Annotated in this window: 15 protein-coding genes; 8 read left to right on the top strand and 7 right to left on the bottom strand. The window is 74.5% G+C overall.

What is annotated here, in order from left to right; all coding sequences use genetic code 11:
* Positions 1 to 39: 39 nt before the first annotated feature.
* Positions 40 to 4,479: a WG repeat-containing protein gene (locus tag C6W10_RS38800; RefSeq protein ID WP_234361442.1), complete on the bottom strand. Its 4,440-nt coding sequence runs from the start codon at positions 4,477 to 4,479 to the stop codon at positions 40 to 42.
* Between the two features lie 211 nt (positions 4,480 to 4,690).
* Between C6W10_RS38800 and C6W10_RS26940 the strand changes: the two genes are divergently transcribed.
* Genes C6W10_RS26940 through C6W10_RS26930 form a run of 3 tightly spaced genes read left to right on the top strand, consistent with a single transcriptional unit; the run spans position 4,691 to position 7,366 of the window.
* Complete coding sequence (locus C6W10_RS26940; RefSeq protein WP_107261606.1) at positions 4,691 to 5,545, top strand: ABC-2 family transporter protein; 855 nt, start codon at positions 4,691 to 4,693, stop codon at positions 5,543 to 5,545.
* Positions 5,538 to 6,359, top strand: coding sequence for an ABC transporter permease (locus C6W10_RS26935; protein ID WP_107261604.1), 822 nt, complete (start codon positions 5,538 to 5,540; stop codon positions 6,357 to 6,359). Before C6W10_RS26940 ends, C6W10_RS26935 begins: the two co-directional genes overlap by 8 nt.
* Before the next feature lie 23 nt (positions 6,360 to 6,382).
* Positions 6,383 to 7,366, top strand: coding sequence for an ATP-binding cassette domain-containing protein (locus tag C6W10_RS26930; protein WP_107264321.1), 984 nt, complete (start codon positions 6,383 to 6,385; stop codon positions 7,364 to 7,366).
* Here the strand turns inward: C6W10_RS26930 and C6W10_RS26925 are convergent.
* Positions 7,363 to 7,935, bottom strand: coding sequence for a helix-turn-helix domain-containing protein (locus C6W10_RS26925; protein WP_107261602.1), 573 nt, complete (start codon positions 7,933 to 7,935; stop codon positions 7,363 to 7,365). The genes C6W10_RS26930 and C6W10_RS26925 overlap by 4 nt on opposite strands.
* Positions 7,936 to 7,989: 54 nt before the next feature.
* On the opposite strand from C6W10_RS26925, the gene C6W10_RS26920 reads away from it, so the two are divergent.
* Positions 7,990 to 8,694: an AzlC family ABC transporter permease gene (locus C6W10_RS26920; protein ID WP_107261600.1), complete on the top strand. Its 705-nt coding sequence runs from the start codon at positions 7,990 to 7,992 to the stop codon at positions 8,692 to 8,694.
* A gap of 91 nt (positions 8,695 to 8,785) precedes the next feature.
* The gene (locus C6W10_RS26915; RefSeq protein WP_107261598.1) at positions 8,786 to 9,094 is read left to right on the top strand and encodes an AzlD domain-containing protein; all 309 of its coding nucleotides are present in this window, start codon (positions 8,786 to 8,788) and stop codon (positions 9,092 to 9,094) included.
* Positions 9,095 to 9,220: 126 nt separating this feature from the next.
* On the opposite strand, the gene C6W10_RS26910 is transcribed toward C6W10_RS26915, so the two are convergent.
* The 3 genes from C6W10_RS26910 to nadA form a co-directional block, all read right to left on the bottom strand.
* Positions 9,221 to 9,829: a DUF3043 domain-containing protein gene (locus tag C6W10_RS26910; RefSeq protein ID WP_107261596.1), complete on the bottom strand. Its 609-nt coding sequence runs from the start codon at positions 9,827 to 9,829 to the stop codon at positions 9,221 to 9,223.
* Positions 9,830 to 9,987: 158 nt separating this feature from the next.
* Complete coding sequence (gene murA, locus C6W10_RS26905; protein WP_107261594.1) at positions 9,988 to 11,343, bottom strand: UDP-N-acetylglucosamine 1-carboxyvinyltransferase; 1,356 nt, start codon at positions 11,341 to 11,343, stop codon at positions 9,988 to 9,990.
* 260 nt (positions 11,344 to 11,603) lie between these two features.
* Entirely contained in the window at positions 11,604 to 12,773 is a 1,170-nt protein-coding gene (nadA, locus tag C6W10_RS26900) for a quinolinate synthase NadA (protein WP_107264320.1), read from the bottom strand.
* A 69-nt stretch (positions 12,774 to 12,842) separates the two neighbouring features.
* On the opposite strand from nadA, the gene C6W10_RS26895 reads away from it, so the two are divergent.
* From C6W10_RS26895 to C6W10_RS26885, 3 genes are all read left to right on the top strand, one after another.
* Positions 12,843 to 13,982, top strand: a complete 1,140-nt coding sequence (locus C6W10_RS26895) for a glycerate kinase (RefSeq protein WP_107261592.1) — start codon at positions 12,843 to 12,845, stop codon at positions 13,980 to 13,982.
* 304 nt (positions 13,983 to 14,286) lie between these two features.
* A complete protein-coding gene (gene erpA / locus C6W10_RS26890; RefSeq protein WP_107261590.1) occupies positions 14,287 to 14,655 on the top strand; it encodes an iron-sulfur cluster insertion protein ErpA in 369 nt (122 codons plus the stop codon).
* Positions 14,656 to 15,006: 351 nt separating this feature from the next.
* Positions 15,007 to 15,981 carry a carbohydrate kinase family protein gene (locus tag C6W10_RS26885; RefSeq protein ID WP_107261589.1) on the top strand — a complete coding sequence of 325 codons (975 nt, stop codon included), beginning with the start codon at positions 15,007 to 15,009 and terminating at the stop codon, positions 15,979 to 15,981.
* A gap of 18 nt (positions 15,982 to 15,999) precedes the next feature.
* Here the strand turns inward: C6W10_RS26885 and C6W10_RS26880 are convergent, their stop codons facing one another.
* Both C6W10_RS26880 and C6W10_RS26875 read right to left on the bottom strand, forming a co-directional pair.
* Entirely contained in the window at positions 16,000 to 16,233 is a 234-nt protein-coding gene (locus tag C6W10_RS26880) for a sulfurtransferase TusA family protein (RefSeq protein ID WP_107261587.1), read from the bottom strand.
* Between the two features lie 105 nt (positions 16,234 to 16,338).
* Positions 16,339 to 17,490 (bottom strand): cysteine desulfurase family protein, encoded by a 1,152-nt coding sequence (locus C6W10_RS26875; protein WP_107264319.1) that lies wholly within the window; start codon positions 17,488 to 17,490, stop codon positions 16,339 to 16,341.
* Between the last annotated feature and the right edge of the window lie 65 nt (positions 17,491 to 17,555).

Here is a 17,555-nt window from a genome sequence, read left to right as displayed (position 1 = left end):
GGGCACCAACTCGCTGCCTACGGACACAGGCTGGCTGCGCTACAGCACGGGCTTGGTGTCGGCGAGCAGCCGGTCGATCTCCTCCATCACGTCGTTCCGGCTCGGGTGCACCGGGTCGATCAGCGGCTCGCCCCGGCGGTCGAGCGCACCCCACTGCCCGGTCCCGTTGCCGATCAGGAACGCGACCGGGTGGATCACCAGCGCCGGGTGGGCCGGCGCGACCAGCACCTGCCCGGACCGGTCCACCACACCCTTGCGGCCGCCCGCGTCGACGATCGCCAGCCCCTCGTCGGTGAAACCGTCGACGTACCGCCCGTCGGTGAGGGCGGTGGTGAAGCCGGTGTAGCGGGTCGGCAGCACCACCTTGCCGGTCCGGTCGACCGCGCCCCAGCCGCCCCGACGGACGGCGGCGACACCGCGCCGGAACGGGCGTACGTCCTCGAAGCCGGCCGGGATGACCACCTTGTTGGCCTTGTCGATCGCGATCCAGCCGCCGGTGCCGTCCCGGGACACCCAGGCCAGCCCGTCGGAGAAGGAGCCGACGCCCAGGTAACCGGTGGACGCCTCGATCAGCAGCTCACCGGTCTCGTCGATCAGCTCCCAGGTGCGCGTCTCGGGCCGGCGTACCCAGGCCACCCCGTCCCGGAACGGCTGCACGTCCGCGTAGCTCGGCGCGATCGCGAGCTGGCCGTCGGGGTCGGCGTACCCCCAGCGCTGCACCTTCTCGCTGAACTTCGGCACCGGCGGCTTGTGCACCTGGAGGATCTCGTCCCGGTCGCGCGGGTACGGGCCCCAGCCGTTCTGCGCGACCTTGTTGAAGACCGCGTCGAGCGCGAGTTCGGTCCGGGCGATCAGGTCCGGGTCCTCGACCTTGCGCAGTTCCAGCGCCTTCTCGAAGTGGTTGCAGGCTTCCATGTAGCGGCCCTGGTCGTAGCAGGACCGCCCGGCGTGCTCGTGCATGGTGGCCCGCAGCCGGTCCGGCAGCTCGGAGGAGTTCGCCTCCGCGAAGAGCCGGTCCGCCTCGGCGAAGTCGCCCCGCCACTGGAGTACGTGCGCCAACCGGGCCTGGGCGATCGCGATCCGTCGCAACTGGCCGGTCGCCTCCGCGTGGGCCAGCGCCAGCTTGCCGTCGGAGAGCGCCTTGCCCAGCTCGCCGAGGATGCGGGACACCACCGCGCGCAGGCTCAGCAGGCGGGCCCGGGTGCCGTTGTCCTTCGCCGGTTCGAGCTTCTCCGTCAACCGGTCCCGGATCGCCCGTAGCGACTCGGGGTCCTCGACCAGCTCCCGCAGGGTCTCGTGGTGGAACCGCCACTCGTACGACGCGAGCACCTGTTCGGGGTCGGTGGCGGCCGGCTCCGGCGTGACGTCGGCCGGTTCCGGCTCGACCGGTCCGCGTTTCTCGCCGGGCCGGATGATCGGGGTGAGCATGGTGGGCGCGCTCAGCGCGGTCGCCGCCCCGGCGGCCGGCCCGGTCGGCAGCACCGTGTCCGGGCTCGCCTCGACGACCGGCGAACCCGGCGGCGAGGTCGCCAGGGGCGGCCCGGAGGTGGGCGCCTCGGCCGGTGGCCCCGAGACGGGCGCGGAGGCGGGCGGGCCGGAGGTGGGCGGGCCGGAGGTGGGTGCGGAGGGCGGGGTGCCGGAGCCGGATGCCACCTCCTCCGGAACTGCTGCGGCGGCTGCGGTGGCCGGCGGCGCGCTCCGCGCCGCCGCGTCCGTCGGGGTTTGCGGACCCGGTGCGGCCTCGGGCGGGTCGTCCGCCGGGGACGCCGGTGCCCCGGCGTCGACGGTCAGCTCCGGGTCGCCGCCGCGCGGCTGGTCCGCAGCGCCGGTACCTCCGTCGGCGGCCGAGGACGGGCCGGTCTCCGGCTCGGTGGGGGAGGGGGCCGCCGGGGCGGCATCGGTGAGCGGTCCGACTGGAGCACGGTCCGCGACAGGTCCGGTCTTTGGCATGGAGGGTACGGAAGTCTCACTCGAATCGGTGGCCCGTCCGGCCTCCGGTACGGGCCCGGCGGCGGCCGGTTCGATCGGAGGACCGGACGAGGGGACGGGCGAGGCGGGCTCGATGGCGGGACCCGCCTCCAGGGTGGCGGCGGGCTCGACCGGTCCGCCGGTCTCCGCTCCGACCGCTGCGCCCGGGGGCGGGCTGTCGGGCGGCGTCGACTCGACGGGCGTGGTCGGGGACGGTGTGCCGGCGGGCGTCGGCGCTGGCAGGAACTCCAGCCGGAGTCCCGTGGTCGGGGGTGGCGTGACCGGCGGTCGCTCGCCGGTCTCCTCCGCGGACGGCTGGCGGGGCGGCGTGGGGGCCGGATCCGACGGTGTGGCCGGGGTCAGCCAGCCCGTTGCCCGTTCGCGCGGCGGCTCCGCCGGTTCGACCGGTCCGGCGGGCTCGACCGGAGGCGGCGTGAGCCAGGGTCCCGCCTCGGCGATCCGGGGCAGCTCGACCGGATCCGGTTGCCGGGGCGGCTCGACCGTACGGGCCGGCTCGGTGGCCCGGGCCGCCTCGGCCGGCCGCAGTGGCTCGACGGGGCGGGGTGGCTCGACGGGGCGGGGCGGCTCGGCAGCCCGGGTCGCTTCGACCGGCCGGGGCGGCTCGACCGGGCGTGCCGGCTCGACGGGCCGGGGTGGCGTGACGGGGCGCGGTGGTTCGACCGGTCGGGGTGGCGCGACGGGGCGCGGTGGCTCCACCGGCCGGGTCGGCTCCACCGGCCGGGTCGGCTCCACCGGCCGGGTCGGCTCGACCGCGCGGGCCGGCTCGACGGGACGGGGTGGTTCCACCGGGCGTCCGGCGTCGACCGGGCGGGGCTCGATCGGCCGGGACTGCTCGACCCGGCGTACCGGCTCGACCGGGTGCGCCGGTTCGATCCGGCGGGCGGGCTCGACCGGGCGAGGCTGCTCGGCGGCGCGGGCGGGTTCCCCGGTCCGGGGGGTCTCGCCGGGCCGGGGCGGTTCGCCGGTCCGGGGCGGTACGGTCGGGCCGACCCGATCGGTCGGGCTCGCCGTTCCGGCGGCGACGACCGGATATCCGGCGACCCGGTCCGGGCGGACCGGCGCGTCGTCCGGCTGGCCGCTGCGCGGCGGGACCCGGTCGGGACCCGAGACCGGGGTCCGCTCCGGTCGGCCGTATCCCGGGGCCAGTTCGGCGGCGGGCCGGTCGACGCCGGGCGGGGTCGGCGGTCCCACTCGGTCGCCCCGGGGCGCCGGGCCTGGCCGGACGGCCGGATCGGTGCCGCGCGGGTCGCGTACCGGTGGACGGCCGGAGCCCAGGTCGGGGAAGCGCCGGCCCTCGCGCGGTTCCTGGGCCGGACCGCGCTGTGCCGGCCAACTGGGTGCACCGGACGGTCCGGCGGCGGGGCGCCGGACCGGAGGCTCGGAGCCGGGCCGGTCGGGCCGGGCCCGGGGCGGGGTGCGGCCCGGTGGCATCTCGCGGGCCGGTGGCATCTCGCGGCCCGGTGGTACCTCGCGGCCCGGTGGCATCTCGCGGCTCCCCGGATGCGGTGGGCCGGCCGAGCGCGCCGCCCAACCATCGGCGCGGTCCGGCCCGGGAACGCCCCGCTCCGGACCGGTGGGGCCGTCGAACGCCGCCGGCATGGCCGGGCGGGCACCCGGCCCGACCCGCCCCCGGCCGTCCCGTGGTCCGGGCCGGCCGTCGGAGGGCATCGGGCGCCGGTCCGGCAGCGGCTGGGTCTCCTCGGACGCCGGTCCGGTGAGCCACCGTCCACGCCGCTCGGGCGCGGCGCCGGCCCGGCCCGGCCGGTCGTCGCCGGCCCGGCCCGGGCGATCGTCCCCGGAGCGGTGCGGATCGTGCTGCGACGCCGCCCGGCCACCGGCGAAGCCACTCTCGCCGCGACCTCCGCGCGGTCCGGGCTCGCCACCGGGCGGCCGCCGGTCGTCCCGGCCGACCGGTACCGGACCGCCGCCGCGGTATTCCGCCGCGGGTCGGCCACGTCCGTTCGACGGCTGGTCCCAGGAGTCCGGGCCGTCGTCCCGGGAGTCGGGCGGCGGGTTCCAGCCGGCGGACCGGCTGTCCCAGCGGTCGAGCCGGCCGGTACGCGTCTCGCGCGGCGGCCCGTCGCCCCGGGCCGACGGGTGTGCCCCGGCCGGCTGTCCGGGACGCCCCTTCGGCAGCGCGTCGGGACGCCCGTTCGGCAGCGGTTCGGGGCGCCCCTTCGGCAACGTGTCGGGGCGACCATTGGAAAGCGGTTCGGGGCGGCCGGTGGAGGTGGGCTCGGGACGGCCGTTCGGGACCGGCTCGGGGCGGCCGAAGGTCTCCGGTTCGCCGGGGCGGGCACCCGGCGGTGGCACCTTGGCCCGGCCGGTCGGCACCGGTGCCCGGCCCGCCGGTCGGGGGCGTCGCCGCTGGTGGCCGATGTCGCCGGGATAGCGCTGACCGGGAAACTGTGGCTCCCACTCGGCGGTCGGTTCGACCACCCAGGACGGTTCGGCCGGCTCGCCCCAGCGGCCCGAGTACCGGCCGCTCACCGCGACGCTCCCGGGCGTACGCCGGCGTTCCGGGGCGGGGAGACGGTGCCGTGAGCGCTACGCGAAACCGCGCGCCACGCGGCCGGGGAAGCCGGCTCGCGTCGCTCACTCACGGGGTGTCACCTCGTCGAAAAATCTCGCTGGGCAGCCGGGCGTTCCGGGTAAAGTCACCCGGCTCGGTGCAGCGTGGTCGCGGAAGGAGGGTAACGGCGTGGGCTCGGTCACCGCCACTGTGGCACCACCCATCAGCCGAAACATCATCCCATGGTTCCGGACATTTGCTGCCATAACCGGATCGGGGTTTCGTCGATACTCTACCTACCGGCAAGCTACCGTCGCCGGCGCCTTCACCAACACCGTCTTCGGCTTCCTCCGTTGCTACGTCCTGCTGGCCGTCGCGAGCGGTGCCGGTGGCGACGCCGCCGGCTACAGTCCGGCCCAGTTGGCCACCTTCGTCTGGGTGGGGCAGGGGCTGCTCGCCGTGGTGCTGCTCTGGCGCTGGACCGAACTGGCCGACCGGATCCGCACCGGCGAGGTCGCCAGCGACCTGCTCCGCCCGGTACACCCGGTGGTCAGTTACCTCGCCGCCGACCTCGGCCGGGCCGGGTACGCGCTGCTGACCCGCTTCCTCCCGCCGGTCCTCACCGGGCTGCTCTTCTTCGACCTCGCGCTGCCGACCCGGTGGCAGACGGTGCCGCTCTTCGCGTGCTCCGTCGGGCTGGCCGTGGTGATCTGCTTCGGCTGCCGGTTCCTGGTCAACGCGACCGCGTACTGGCTGCACGACGCCCGGGGCGCGATGATCCTCTGGACCCTCAGCTCCGGCGTACTGGCCGGGCTCTACTTCCCGCTGCGGTTCATGCCGGACTGGATCGCCGTGCCGCTCTGGCTGGCCACCCCGTTCCCGAGCCTGTTGCAGACCCCGCTGGACGTACTCGTCGAGCGGGACGGCGCGGCGATCCAGGCCGGCATGGTGGGCGTACAACTCCTCTGGGTGGGGCTGCTCCTGCTGACCTGCCGTACGGTGCAGCGCCGGGCCGAGCGCAGGCTGGTGGTGCAGGGTGGCTGAGTGGACGTACCGGCTGCGCCGGGCACCCGCCTATCTGGCGCTGCTGCGCGGGCAGGCCCGGTCGCAGGCGTCGTACCGCACCTCGTTCGTGGTGGACCTGGTCAGCAACGTCGGCGCCACCGCCCTCGACGTGATCACCGTGCTGGTGCTGTTCCGGGTCACCCGGGAGTTGGGCGGCTTCGACCGGACCGAGGCGATGGTGATGGTCGGCCTCTCCGCGGCCGCCTTCGCCGCCGCCGATCTCGCGGTCGGCAACGTGGAGGTGCTCCGCCGGTACGTCCGGTCCGGGCTGCTGGACGCGGTGCTGGTCCGCCCGCTCGGCGCGCTGCCCCAACTGCTGCTGATGGATCTGCCGCTGCGCAAGGCCGCCCGGGCCGTGTTCGGGGCGGCTGTGCTGGTGGTCGCGCTGGTCGCCGCCGATCTGGCGTGGACGCCGGGCCGGGTGGTGCTGGCCGTGCTGACCCCGCTGGCCGGGGCGGTCTTCTTCGCCTCGATCTTCGTGGCCACCGCGTCGCTGTCGTTCTGGTGGATCGACTCCGGCGAGGTCGGCTCGGCGTTCACCTACGGCGGGCGCGACTTCACCACGTACCCGATGACTGTCTATAGTGGCTGGTTCCGAGCGGCCTTCGCGTACGGGATGGGGTTCGGTTTCGTGGCCTACTACCCGGCACTGGCGCTGCTCGGCCGGGCCGACCCGCTGGGCCTGCCGACCTGGGTGGGCTGGGCCGCGCCGGGCGTGGCGGTGCCGGCCGCCGCGATCGCCGCCGGGGTGTGGCGGCTCGGGGTACGCCACTACCGGAGCACCGGCTCGTGACCGCGACCCCGCCGGACGCCCCGGTGATCGAGGCCCGCGACCTGCGCAAGGAGTTCGTGGTACGCGTCCGGGCCGGCCGGTTCCGCCGGACGAAGCGGGTGGTCGGCGCGGTCGACGGGATCGACCTCACGGTCCGGCGCGGCGAGATGGTCGGCTACATCGGGCCGAACGGTGCCGGCAAGTCCACCACGCTCAAGATGCTGACCGGGGTGCTGAGCCCGTCGTCCGGGCAGGTACGCGTCTGCGGGCTGCTGCCGGTGGCCCAGCGCACCCGGCTGGCGCTGCGCATCGGGGTGGTCTTCGGGCAGCGTTCGCAGCTCTGGTGGGACCTGCCGCTGCGGGACTCCTTCGATTTGCTTCGGCACGTCTACCGGGTGCCGGCGGCCGAACACGCCGCCCGGCTGCGCCGCTGCCGCGCCGAACTCGACCTGGACGGGTTCCTCGACGTGCCGGTGCGGCAGCTCTCGCTGGGGCAGCGGATGCGGGGCGAGTTGACGGCCGCGCTGCTGCACGGTCCGGAGGTGCTCTTCCTGGACGAGCCGACGATCGGGCTCGACGTGGTGAGCCGGCAGGCGGTCCGGGCCTTCCTGGCCGAACTCGGCGCGGCCGGCGACACCACGCTGGTGCTGACCACGCACGACCTGGCCGACATCGAGCGGCTCTGCCGGCGGCTGGTGGTGATCGACCACGGTCGGGTGGTGCACGACGGGTCGATCGAGGCGCTGCACGCGCGGTACGGCTCGCGCCGGCAGGTGGTCGCCGACCTCGACGAGCCACTCGCCGAGCCGCCGGTGCTGCCCGGCGCGCCGCTGCTGCGTGCCGAGGCGGACGGGCGCCGGCTGGTCTTCGCCTGCGAGTCGGCGACCGCCTCCGAGGTGGTGGCCGGGTTGGCCCGGGTCGCCGCGCTGCGGGACATCGCCATCGTGGAGCCGGACATCGAGGAGGTCGTCGCCCGGCTCTACCGGGCGCCGGCCCCGGTCGACGCCGGTGGGCCCGGCACGCTCTAGGGGTGCTCCATCACCAGCACGGCGAAGGTGCCGGGGGCGAGCGCCTCGTACCGGTGCGGGACGTCGCCGGGAAAGCTGACGTAGTCGCCCGGGCCGAGTTCGACCGGGTCGCTCGCCGGTCCGGTACGCAGCCGGCCGGCGGCCAGCACCAGGTGCTCCACGCTGCCGGGGATGTGCGGGTCGGCGTCGCGCGGCTGGCCGGGTTCGAGTTCGATCAGGTAGACGTCCCGGCGTACCTGTGGTGCGCCGGCCGCGAGCAGGGTGCCGGTGAACTCGGCCTGCTGGGAGCGGAACCCGGGGGCCTGGCCGGCCCGGATCACCCGTACCGCCGGCTGGGGCTGCTCGACCAGCCGGCTGAACGGTACGCCGAGGGCGACCCCGAGGGCCCAGAGGGTTTCCACGCTCGGGTTTCCGTTGCCGGCTTCGAGTTGTGACAGGGTCGACTTGGCGATTCCGGCCCGGCGGGCCAGTTCGGCGAGCGAGATGCCGCTGCGTTCCCGTTCCCGGCGCAGGGCGGCGGCGATGGCGGGCACCGGAGAGTCGCCGGAGCGGGACTGCGTTCGATCCATCGGTCCATCCGTTCGGCTTGACGAACAGGCATCAGGTGTTCATTATTCTGAACCATGCGTACGGTAGACCGAACACCGGCATCCGGATCGGTGCCGACCCGGACCCTGCTGCGCGACATCGGCGCGATCGCGGTCGCGATGGTGGCGGTGGGCGCCTCCTTCGGCGCCGTCGCACTCGCCGCCGGTCTACCGGTCCCGGCGATCGTCGCGATGTCCACCCTGCTGTACGCCGGTGGCGCCCAGTTCGTCGCGGTCGGGCTGGTCGCGGCCGGCAGCCCCGTCGCGGCGGTCTTCGCCGGTCTGCTGCTCAACGCCCGGCACCTGCCGTTCGGGCTGGCCCTCGGGGACGTACTCGGGCGGCGCTGGCGGCACCGGCTGCTCGGCAGCCACCTGATGACCGACGAGGTCACCGCGTTCACGCTGGCCCAACCCGACCGGGCGGGCCGGCACCGCGCCTTCTGGCTGGCCGGGATCCTGCTCTTCCTGGCCTGGAACGTCGGCACCCTGCTCGGGGTGCTGCTGGCCAGCCGGGTCGGCGACCCGCTCCGGCTCGGGCTGGACGCCGCCTTCCCGGCCGGGCTGCTCGCCCTGCTGCTGCCCGCGCTGCGTGACCCGCAGACCCGGCGGGTGGCCCTGGTCGGCGCGGCGATCGCGCTGCTGGTCACCCCCGTACTGCCGGCCGGCCTGCCGGTGCTGCTGGCGCTGGCCGGATTAGCCGTACTGCTGCTGCCCCGGCGACCTCGGGCGCGGCCGTGCTGAGCCGTCGGCGTGTCGGCGGGTGCGGGTCGCCGCCGCCGGAGCGTCGACCGGGGGAGCGTCGACCGGGGGAGCGTCGACCGGGGGAGTCGAGATGCTGATCGTCGTGATCCTGGCGCTGGCCGTCGGCACGTACGCCCTCCGGCTCTCCGGAGTGGTGCTGCGGGACCGGCTGGCCCTGCCCGACGGGGTGAACCGGCTGCTGCCGATGGCGGCGGCCGCCCTGCTCGCGGCGCTCGCGGTGACGGCGGCGCTGACCGAGGCGGGCGCGTTCGCCGGCTTCGCCCGCCCGACCGGGGTACTCGTCGGCGCCGTGCTGGCCTGGCGCCGTGCCCCGTTCGTCGCGGTGGTGGTCGCGGCGGCCGGCACGGCCGCCCTGCTCCGCCTGCTCGGCGTTCCCTGAACGGCTGTGCGCCGACGCTTCACCCTGCTGGGCGTGCGTGAACCGCCCTGCACCGACGCTTCACCCGGCTGGGCGTGCGTGAAACGCCCTGCACCGACGCTTCGCCCGCCGGGCCGCGCCCGTGGCTCAGATCTTGTCGCCGAGGTTGACCCGGGGGACCGGAGCGCGCATCCGGCGGAACGTGATCGAGCGCATGATCGCGTAGAGGTAGAGCGAGCCCATCCGCTGGTCGGTCTTGGGGAACCGCTGCCGGACCAGCTTCTTGATCTTCCGCGAGATCAGCACCGAGTCGATCACCAGGGCGATCGCCAGCAGGCCCCAGAGCAGGTTGGAGGCGAACCGCACCGCCGGCGGCATGGTGTTCGCCGAACCGATCAGCACCACCAGGGCGCCGCCGAAGAACCAGGTCCCGACGGTACGCCGGGAGTCCACCACGTCCCGGGCGAGCCCGCGCTCGGGAGCCCGGTCCCGGGGACCGCCCTCCCGGCGGAACTCGGCCGCCGACTCCGCCCGCAACTGCCGGCGCCGCTCCCGGGCCTCCTGCTTGGTGAGCGGCTTGGCGTCGCCGACGACCCGCCGACCGGCGCTCGGGCGCTTCGGAGTCTCCCGGCCCAACTCCTTCTTGCTCGGGGTGTAGCCCCGGGGGCGGGCGGACGCGGACTCCTCCTCGGGGGTCACCTCAGCGGTGGCCTCCTCGACGAGGTCGGTGGGCTTGCGGCGAAACAGCGACGGCACGCGGCAAGGGTAGCCAACCGCCGGAGCGGCCCGCACCTCGCGGTACGCCGACGGCCCACCGCCGCCGCCCGGAACCGGGTGAGCAGCGTCTCACCCGGTCTCCGGCCGGCCCGGACCCGGAAGCCGGCGCGCCGGCCACCGGATGCGGGTACGCGGGTTCAGGGGCGCTCGACGTGCGCGCCGAGGTCCGCGAGCTTGGCCTCGAAGTCCTCGTAACCCCGGTTGATCAGATCCACGCCGTAGACCCGGGAGGTGCCCTCGGCCGCCAGCGCGGCGATCAGGTGGCTGAACCCGGCCCGCAGGTCGGGGATGACCAGGTCGGCGGCGTGCAGCTTCGACGGCCCGGCGATCACCGCCGAGTGCTTGAAGTTGCGGCGGCCGAACCGGCAGGGCGTACCGCCGAGGCAGTCCCGGTAGACCTGGATCGTCGCGCCCATCTTGTTCAGCGCCTCGGTGTAGCCGAGCCGCTGCTCGTACACCGTCTCGTGCACGATCGACAGGCCCCGGGCCTGGGTCAGCGCCACCACCAGCGGCTGCTGCCAGTCGGTCATGAACCCCGGGTGCACGTCGGTCTCCAGCGCCACCGCCCGCAGCTCCCCGCCGGGGTGCCAGAACCGGATCCCGCCCTCCTGGCCCGGGCTGCCCTGCCGGGGCGGCCGGGTGTCGGTGACCTCGTACGCCCCGCCGACCGAGCGGAACACGTTGAGGAAGGTCATCATGTCGGCCTGCTCGGCGCCGAGCACCTCGACCCGGCCGCCGGTGGCCAGCGCGGCGGCGGCCCAGCTCGCCGCCTCGATCCGGTCCGGGATCGGCCGGTGGGTGTAGCCGCCCAGTCGGGCGACACCCTGCACCTCGATCACCCGGTCGGTGTGCACCTTGATGATCGCGCCCATCTTCTGGAGTACGCAGATCAGGTCGATGATCTCCGGCTCGACGGCCGCGTTGCGCAGCTCGGTGACGCCCTCGGCGAGTACCGCGGTCAGCAGCACCTGCTCGGTGGCGCCCACGCTCGGGTACGGCAGCTCGAACTTGGTGCCGTGCAGGCCGCTCGGTGCGGTCAGGTGCATCCCGTCGGGTGCCTTGTCCACCACCGCGCCGAACTGCCGCAGCGCCTGGATGTGGAAGTCGATCGGCCGTGGGCCGATGTGGCAGCCGCCCAGGTCGGGGATGAACGCGTGGCCGAGCCGGTGCAGCAGCGGACCGCAGAACAGGATGGGGATCCGGCTCGATCCGGCGTGCACGTTGATCTCGTCCGTGCTGGCGCTCTCGACGTTGGCCGGGTCGAAGACCAGTTCGCCGTCGTCGACGCCGTCGGTGACCTTCACGCCGTGCAGTTCGAGCAGGCCCCGGACCACCTCGACGTCGCGGATCCGCGGCACGTCGAAGAGCCGGCTCGGCTCGTCGCCGAGCAGGGCCGCGACCATCGCCTTGGAGACGAGATTCTTCGCGCCGCGCACTCGGATCTGCCCGGAAAGGGGCGTACCTCCGTGTACGACCAGGACGTCGTCGGTCAACGGAACCTCCAGCGGGTTGATGCTGCTCTACGTCGATGCTCTCCGCGAGGGTGAACCATCAGGTCCACACAGCCGTCGCCCCCCGTGGCCCGGCCGGCACGACGCGGTCACGCCGTCCTGCCCGGGCTCTGTCACGGCCCCGGGCAGCATAGCGCTCGGTTACGAAAAAAGAGCGGTCACAGCGCGACGGATGGCACGAAACGGGGACAGCGGCAGGAATCCGTACCCCGCCTATTACTGTCAGTAGTCGTATGCGTCCGCTACGGCAGGGCCAGCATCTGGTCCAGCGCCACCCGGGCGTGGTGCGCGGTGTCCCGGTCCACGGTGATCTGGTTCGGCACCCGGCCGGCGACCAGTTCCTCCAGCGACCAGACCAGGTGCGGCAGGTCGATCCGGTTCATCGTGGAGCAGTAGCAGACGGTCCGGTCCAGGAACATGACCTGCTTGTCCGGGTGGGCGTTGGCCAGCCGGCGGACCAGGTTCAGTTCGGTACCGACCGCCCAGGCCGAGCCGGCCGGCGCCGCCTCGATGGTGTTGATGATGTACTCGGTCGAGCCGACGTGGTCGGCGGCGGTCACCACGTCGTACCGGCACTCGGGGTGGACCAGCACGTTCACCCCGGGCACCCGCATCCGGACCTCGTCGACGCTGCTCCGGGTGAACCGGCCGTGCACCGAGCAGTGCCCCCGCCACAGGATCATCTTGGCTTCCCGGAGCTGCTTGGCGGTCAGCCCGCCACCCGGCTTGTGCGGGTCGTAGAGCACGCAGTCGTCCGCGTCCAGCCCCATCTTCAGCACCGCCGTGTTGCGGCCCAGGTGCTGGTCGGGGAGGAAGAGCACCCGCTGGCCCCGCTCGAACGCCCAGCGCAGCGCCCGCTCGGCGTTCGACGAGGTGCAGACCACCCCGCCGTTGCGCCCGACGAAGCCCTTGATGTCGGCGGACGAGTTCATGTAGGTCACCGGCACCGTCGAACCGGCCACGCCGAGTTCTTCCAGCGCCTCCCAGGCGGCCTCGACCTGCGGCAGCGCCGCCATGTCCGCCATCGAGCAGCCGGCGGCCAGGTCGGGCAGCACCACCCGCTGGGCGTCGGTGGTGAGGATGTCGGCGCTCTCGGCCATGAAGTGCACGCCGCAGAAGACGATGTACTCCGCGTCCGGCCGGGCCGCCGCCTCGCGGGCGAGCTTGAACGAGTCACCGGTCACGTCGGCGAACTGGATGACCTCGTCGCGCTGGTAGTGGTGACCGAGCACGAACACCCGCTCACCGAGCGCCGCCTTGGCGGCCGTGGCCCGGGCGACCAGGTTCGGGTCGCTCGGCGGCGGCAGCTCGCCGGGACAGTCGACCCCGCGCTCGCTGGTCGGGTCGGCGCCCCGGCCGAGCAGCAGCAGGGCGGTAGCGGTGCTGGACGGCTCTACCCACGTCGAAGTCACGATCCCCATGCTTCCACAGCCGGGACCGCTTTCCAGCCGTCCCGATGTGGGCTGCCACACTCGTGATCCATGCGGATCCTGATCTGTCCGGACAAGTTCGCCGGTACCCTCTCCGCCGCCGAGGTGGCCGAGGCGGTCCGGGACGGCTGGCGGGAGGTGGCCCCCGGCGACGACCTGGTGCTGCGGCCGCTCTCCGACGGCGGGCCGGGCTTCGTCGAGGTGCTCGCCGCCGCCCTGCCCGGACGCCGGGTGCCGGTGTCGACCGTCGACCCGCTGGGCCGGCCGGCCGCCGGGGAGATCCTGCTCACCGCCGACGGCACCACCGCGTACGTGGAGAGCGCCCAGGCGTGCGGCCTGCACCTGCTCGCCCCGGAGGAACGCGACCCGAAGCGGACCACCTCGTACGGCCTCGGCGCGCTGCTCGCCACCGCCGCCGAGGCGGGGGCCCGGCGTGCCGTGGTCGGGCTGGGCGGCTCGGCCGTGAACGACGCGGGCGCGGGGCTGCTGGCCGCGCTGAACGCCGTACCGGTGGACGCCGCCGGGATGGCCCTGCCGTACGGCGGAGCCGCGCTGCTCGCCGTCGCCGGGCTGACCGGACGGCCCCAGTTGCGTGGGATGGGGCTGGTCGCGGCGACCGACGTCGACAACCCGCTGACCGGGCTGACCGGCGCGTCGAACGTCTTCGGGCCGCAGAAGGGTGCGACCCGCGAGGACGTACTCCTGCTCGACGACGCGCTGGGGCGCTTCGCCGAGGTGCTGGAGCGTGACCTGCCCGGCTGCCCGCCCGGGCTGGCCGGGCTGCCGGGTGCCGGCGCGGCCGGCGGGCTCGGTGCGGCGCTGCTCGCCCTGGGCGGCCGGTGCGAGTCGGGTATCGAACTGGTCACCCGGTTGACCGGGCTGGACGCCGCCTACGACGAGGCCGACCTGGTGATCACCGGGGAGGGTTCCTTCGACCACCAGTCGCTGCGCGGCAAGGTGGTGGCCGGGGTGGCCGGGGCGGCCCGGGACCGGGGGGTGCCCTGCGTGGTGCTGGCCGGCCGGGTCAGCGCCGGGCGGCGCGCGTCGGCGGCGGCCGGGGTGACCGAGACGCACAGCCTGGTGGACCACTTCGGCGGGGAGCCGCACGGCGGGGTCGAGCGGGCGATGAGCCGGCCGGCCGAGGGCCTGCGGGCGCTGGCGGCCCGGCTGGCCGGGCAGTGGAGCCGGTGACCGGCCGGCCGCCGACCTCAGGCCGGACCGGCCGGGTGGGTATGGGTGTGTGCCGTGCCCCGGTGCCGGGTCTGGGGCGTTCGTCTGGGGCGTTCGTCACATTCCGGTGCCCGCGCCGCACCGGGCCGCCCCGGTCGGCGAACCGGACGATCCGGCACGCCGGGGCGGGTTCCGCCCGAGCCTGGGTGACCTGCGTCGCACCGGCCTAGAATCGATTTTGTACCCACATTGGGAATCACCGGCCAGCCGGCTAGCGTTGGCCAGTACGGATAAACATCGCACCGGCGCAGGGGAGACTTTCATCGTGACAACGCCAGCGCAGACCGAGTCGAGCGCGGAAACCGCTCCGAGCACCATCGTCCTGACCGACGTCGCGGCGCAGAAGGTGAAGGCCCTGATCGAGCAGGAGGGCCGCGACGACCTGCGGCTGCGGGTCGCGGTGCAGCCGGGTGGCTGCTCCGGCCTGCGTTACCAGCTCTTCTTCGACGAGCGTTCGCTCGACGGTGACGTGGTCAGTGACTTCGGCGGGGTCGAGGTCGTCGTCGACCGGATGAGCGCGCCGTACCTGACCGGCGCCACCATCGACTTCGCCGACCGGATCGACGCCCAGGGCTTCACCATCGACAACCCGAACGCGCAGAACTCGTGCGCGTGCGGTGATTCGTTCCACTGATCGGTGCTTTGTCCCGGTTTACCCGGTACATCCCGATCTACTGCTCCATACTGGTTACCTGAGCGGGTCGCCCCGCGCGGGGGCGTGACGTTACCCGGAGAGTCCGTCACGCCGCCGCGTCGGGAGCGGCCCGTTCGGCGTTCCAGGGCGCGTCCTCACGTACCCGGGCCGGCTGGCGGCGGTCCACGGCGACCGCGGGCGCGCCGCGGGCGCCCGGGGCGGCGGACCTTGCCGGGCGGTGAGCCGCAGGTGACCTCCGGTTGGCCGGTACCCGATCGATCGGGGACGTGGCCGACGACGGACCGGTAGGCTGACCCGGCCGTAATCCCGTCTCCAACTCCGAGGGCCGACATGAAGATCGCCGTCACCGGCTCGATCGCCACCGACCACCTGATGCACTTCCCGGGCCGGTTCGCCGATCAGTTCATCGCCGACCAGCTGCACAAGGTCTCACTCTCGTTCCTCGTCGACGAGCTGGTGCTCCGCCGGGGCGGCGTCGCCGCCAACATCGCCTTCGGGATGGCGCAGCTCGGCCTGCGGCCGGTACTGCTCGGCGCGGTCGGCGCCGACTTCGACGACTACCGGTCCTGGTTGGAGCGGCACGGCGTCGACTGCGCCTCGGTGCACATCAGCGAGGTGGCCCACACGGCCCGGTTCGTCTGCACCACCGACACCGAGATGTGCCAGATCGCCTCCTTCTACGCCGGTGCGATGAGCGAGGCCCGCAACATCGAGCTGGCCCCGGTCGCCGACCGGGTCGGCGGGCTCGACCTGGTGCTGGTCAGCGCCAACGACCCGGACGCGATGCTGCGGCACTCCGAGGAGTGCCGCCAGCGGGGGTACGCCTTCGCCGCCGACCCGTCGCAGCAGCTCGCCCGGATGGACGGCTCCGCCGTACTCGGCCTGATCGACGGCGCCGACTACCTGCTGACCAACGACTACGAGAAGTCGCTGCTCCAGAGCAAGGCCGGGCTCACCGACGACCAGCTGCTGGAGCGGGTCAAGATCCGGGTCACCACGCTGGGCAAGGACGGTGTCGAGATCGTCGGCCGGGACATCGAGCGGATCCACGTGCCGATCGCCCGCGAGCTGCACATCGCCGACCCGACCGGGGTGGGCGACGGCTTCCGGGCCGGATTCTTCGCCGGACTCTCCTGGGGACTGGGCCTGGAGCGGTCGGCCCAGATCGGCTCGCTCCTCGCCACGCTGGTGCTGGAGACCGTCGGCACCCAGGAGTACGAGGTCCGGGGCGACCTCTTCGTCAAGCGCCTCGCCGAGTCGTACGGCGACCAGGCCGCCGAGGAGGTCCGGCAGCACCTGGGCTGAGCCGGGGGCGGTCGGCGGTCAGTGGGCGCGGCGGATGTCGTACGCGGGGGAGCCGTCGACGGTCGAGGTGCCGACCAGCTCCTGTCCGCGCATCCGGCACCAGGCCGGGATGTCGATCGCCGCGGCCGGGTCGTCGGCGAGTACCCGGAGCACGCCGCCGACCGGCAGTTGGGGCAGGCGCCGGGCCGCCGCGATCACCGGCAGCGGGCAGCGCTGGCCGAGACAGTCGACGACCTCGTCCGGAGCGTTCACCGCTGACCTCCCGGCACTCGCGTACGTCCTTCCGATCGTCGTCGGCCCTCCGGCGATTGTCCGACGCCGGGCGGGGTCGAGCCAACCGGCCCGCCGGGGCCGGGGTCAGAGTCCGAGCACCCCGGCCTCGGCGCGCAGCCCGGCCACGATCCCCGGCAGCTCGGCGAGGAAGCGCTCCACCTCCGCCTCGGTGCTCTCCCGGTGCAGCGAGATCCGGACGTTGCCGTGCGAGAGCACCCCCATCGCCTCCAGCACGTGTGACGGGCGCAGCGTGGAGGAGGTGCAGGAGGAGCCGGACGAGACCGCGAAGCCGCGCCGGTCCAGGGCGTGCAGCAGCGCCTCGCCGTCGACGTAGAGGCAGGAGAAGGTGACCAGGTGCGGCAGCCGCTGCACCGGGTCGCCGACCACCTCCACGTCCGGCACCGTCGCCGCCACGGTGGCCCGGATCCGGTCGACCAGCGGTCCGAGCCGGGCGGCCTCGGCCGCGGCCTCCGCGTGCACCGCGCGCAGCGCGGCCGCCGCCGCCACGATCGCGGGCAGGTTTCCCACCCCGGGGGTACGGCCGGCCTCCCGCTCGTCCGCCGGGTACGGCGACTCCCAGCGGGTGCCCTTGCGGACCACCAGCAGCCCGACGCCGGGCGGCCCGCCCCACTTGTGCGCGCTGGCCGACAGCATCGACCAGCCCTCCGGCACCGGCACCCGGCCCACCGACTGGGCGGCGTCGACGTGCAGCGGCACCCCGACGGCCGCGCAGGCCCGGGCGGCTTCGGCGACCGGCTGGACCGTACCCACCTCGTGGCTGGCGCTGATCAACGTGCCGAGGGCCACCCCGGGGCCGGCCACCGCCGACGACCAGGCGTCGAGGTCGAGCCGCCCGGACCGGTCCACCGGTACCGGGGTGGCGTCGCCGCCGGCCGCCACGTGCCGTTGCGCCGCGTGCAGCACCGCGGAGTGCTCGATCGCCGAGTGCACCAGCGTGCCGCCCGCCCGGCGCCGCCCGGCCAGCCCGCCCAGCACGGCGGCGTGCGCCGCGGCCGTACCGCTGGGGGTGAAGGAGAGCTCGTCGGGGCGTACCCCGAGGACCTCGGCGGTGGCCGCCCGCGCCGCGTCGAGGAGTTGGCGGGCCCGGCGGGCCGGCGCGTAGAGCCGGGCCGGATCGGCCCAGCCGTCCGCCAGGGCGGCGAGCAGCGCCTGCCGGGCTACCGGGTGTAACGGTGCCGCGGAGGCCGCGTCGAAGTAGACCGGAGGCTCGCTCACCAGCAAACCGTAACGCGGCGCCGGATCGGGCAAGATCCCCCGGCAGAGTGGGGACGCGGACCCCA

This window comes from Plantactinospora sp. BB1 (genome assembly GCF_003030385.1).
Lineage (GTDB): Bacteria > Actinomycetota > Actinomycetes > Mycobacteriales > Micromonosporaceae > Plantactinospora.
Note: the sequence above shows the minus strand (reverse complement) of the source record. Positions and strands in the feature narration are given on the sequence as shown.

Excerpts from the sequence above, each read along its gene's own strand:
- C6W10_RS26915 (WP_107261598.1), top strand. The coding sequence starts at position 8,786 with ATGCTGATCGTCGTGATCCTGGCGCTGGCCGTCGGCACGTACGCCCTC.
- C6W10_RS26885 (WP_107261589.1), top strand. The coding sequence starts at position 15,007 with ATGAAGATCGCCGTCACCGGCTCGATCGCCACCGACCACCTGATGCAC.
- C6W10_RS26895 (WP_107261592.1), top strand. The coding sequence starts at position 12,843 with ATGCGGATCCTGATCTGTCCGGACAAGTTCGCCGGTACCCTCTCCGCC.
- C6W10_RS26925 (WP_107261602.1), bottom strand. The coding sequence starts at position 7,935 with ATGGATCGAACGCAGTCCCGCTCCGGCGACTCTCCGGTGCCCGCCATC.
- C6W10_RS26920 (WP_107261600.1), top strand. The coding sequence starts at position 7,990 with ATGCGTACGGTAGACCGAACACCGGCATCCGGATCGGTGCCGACCCGG.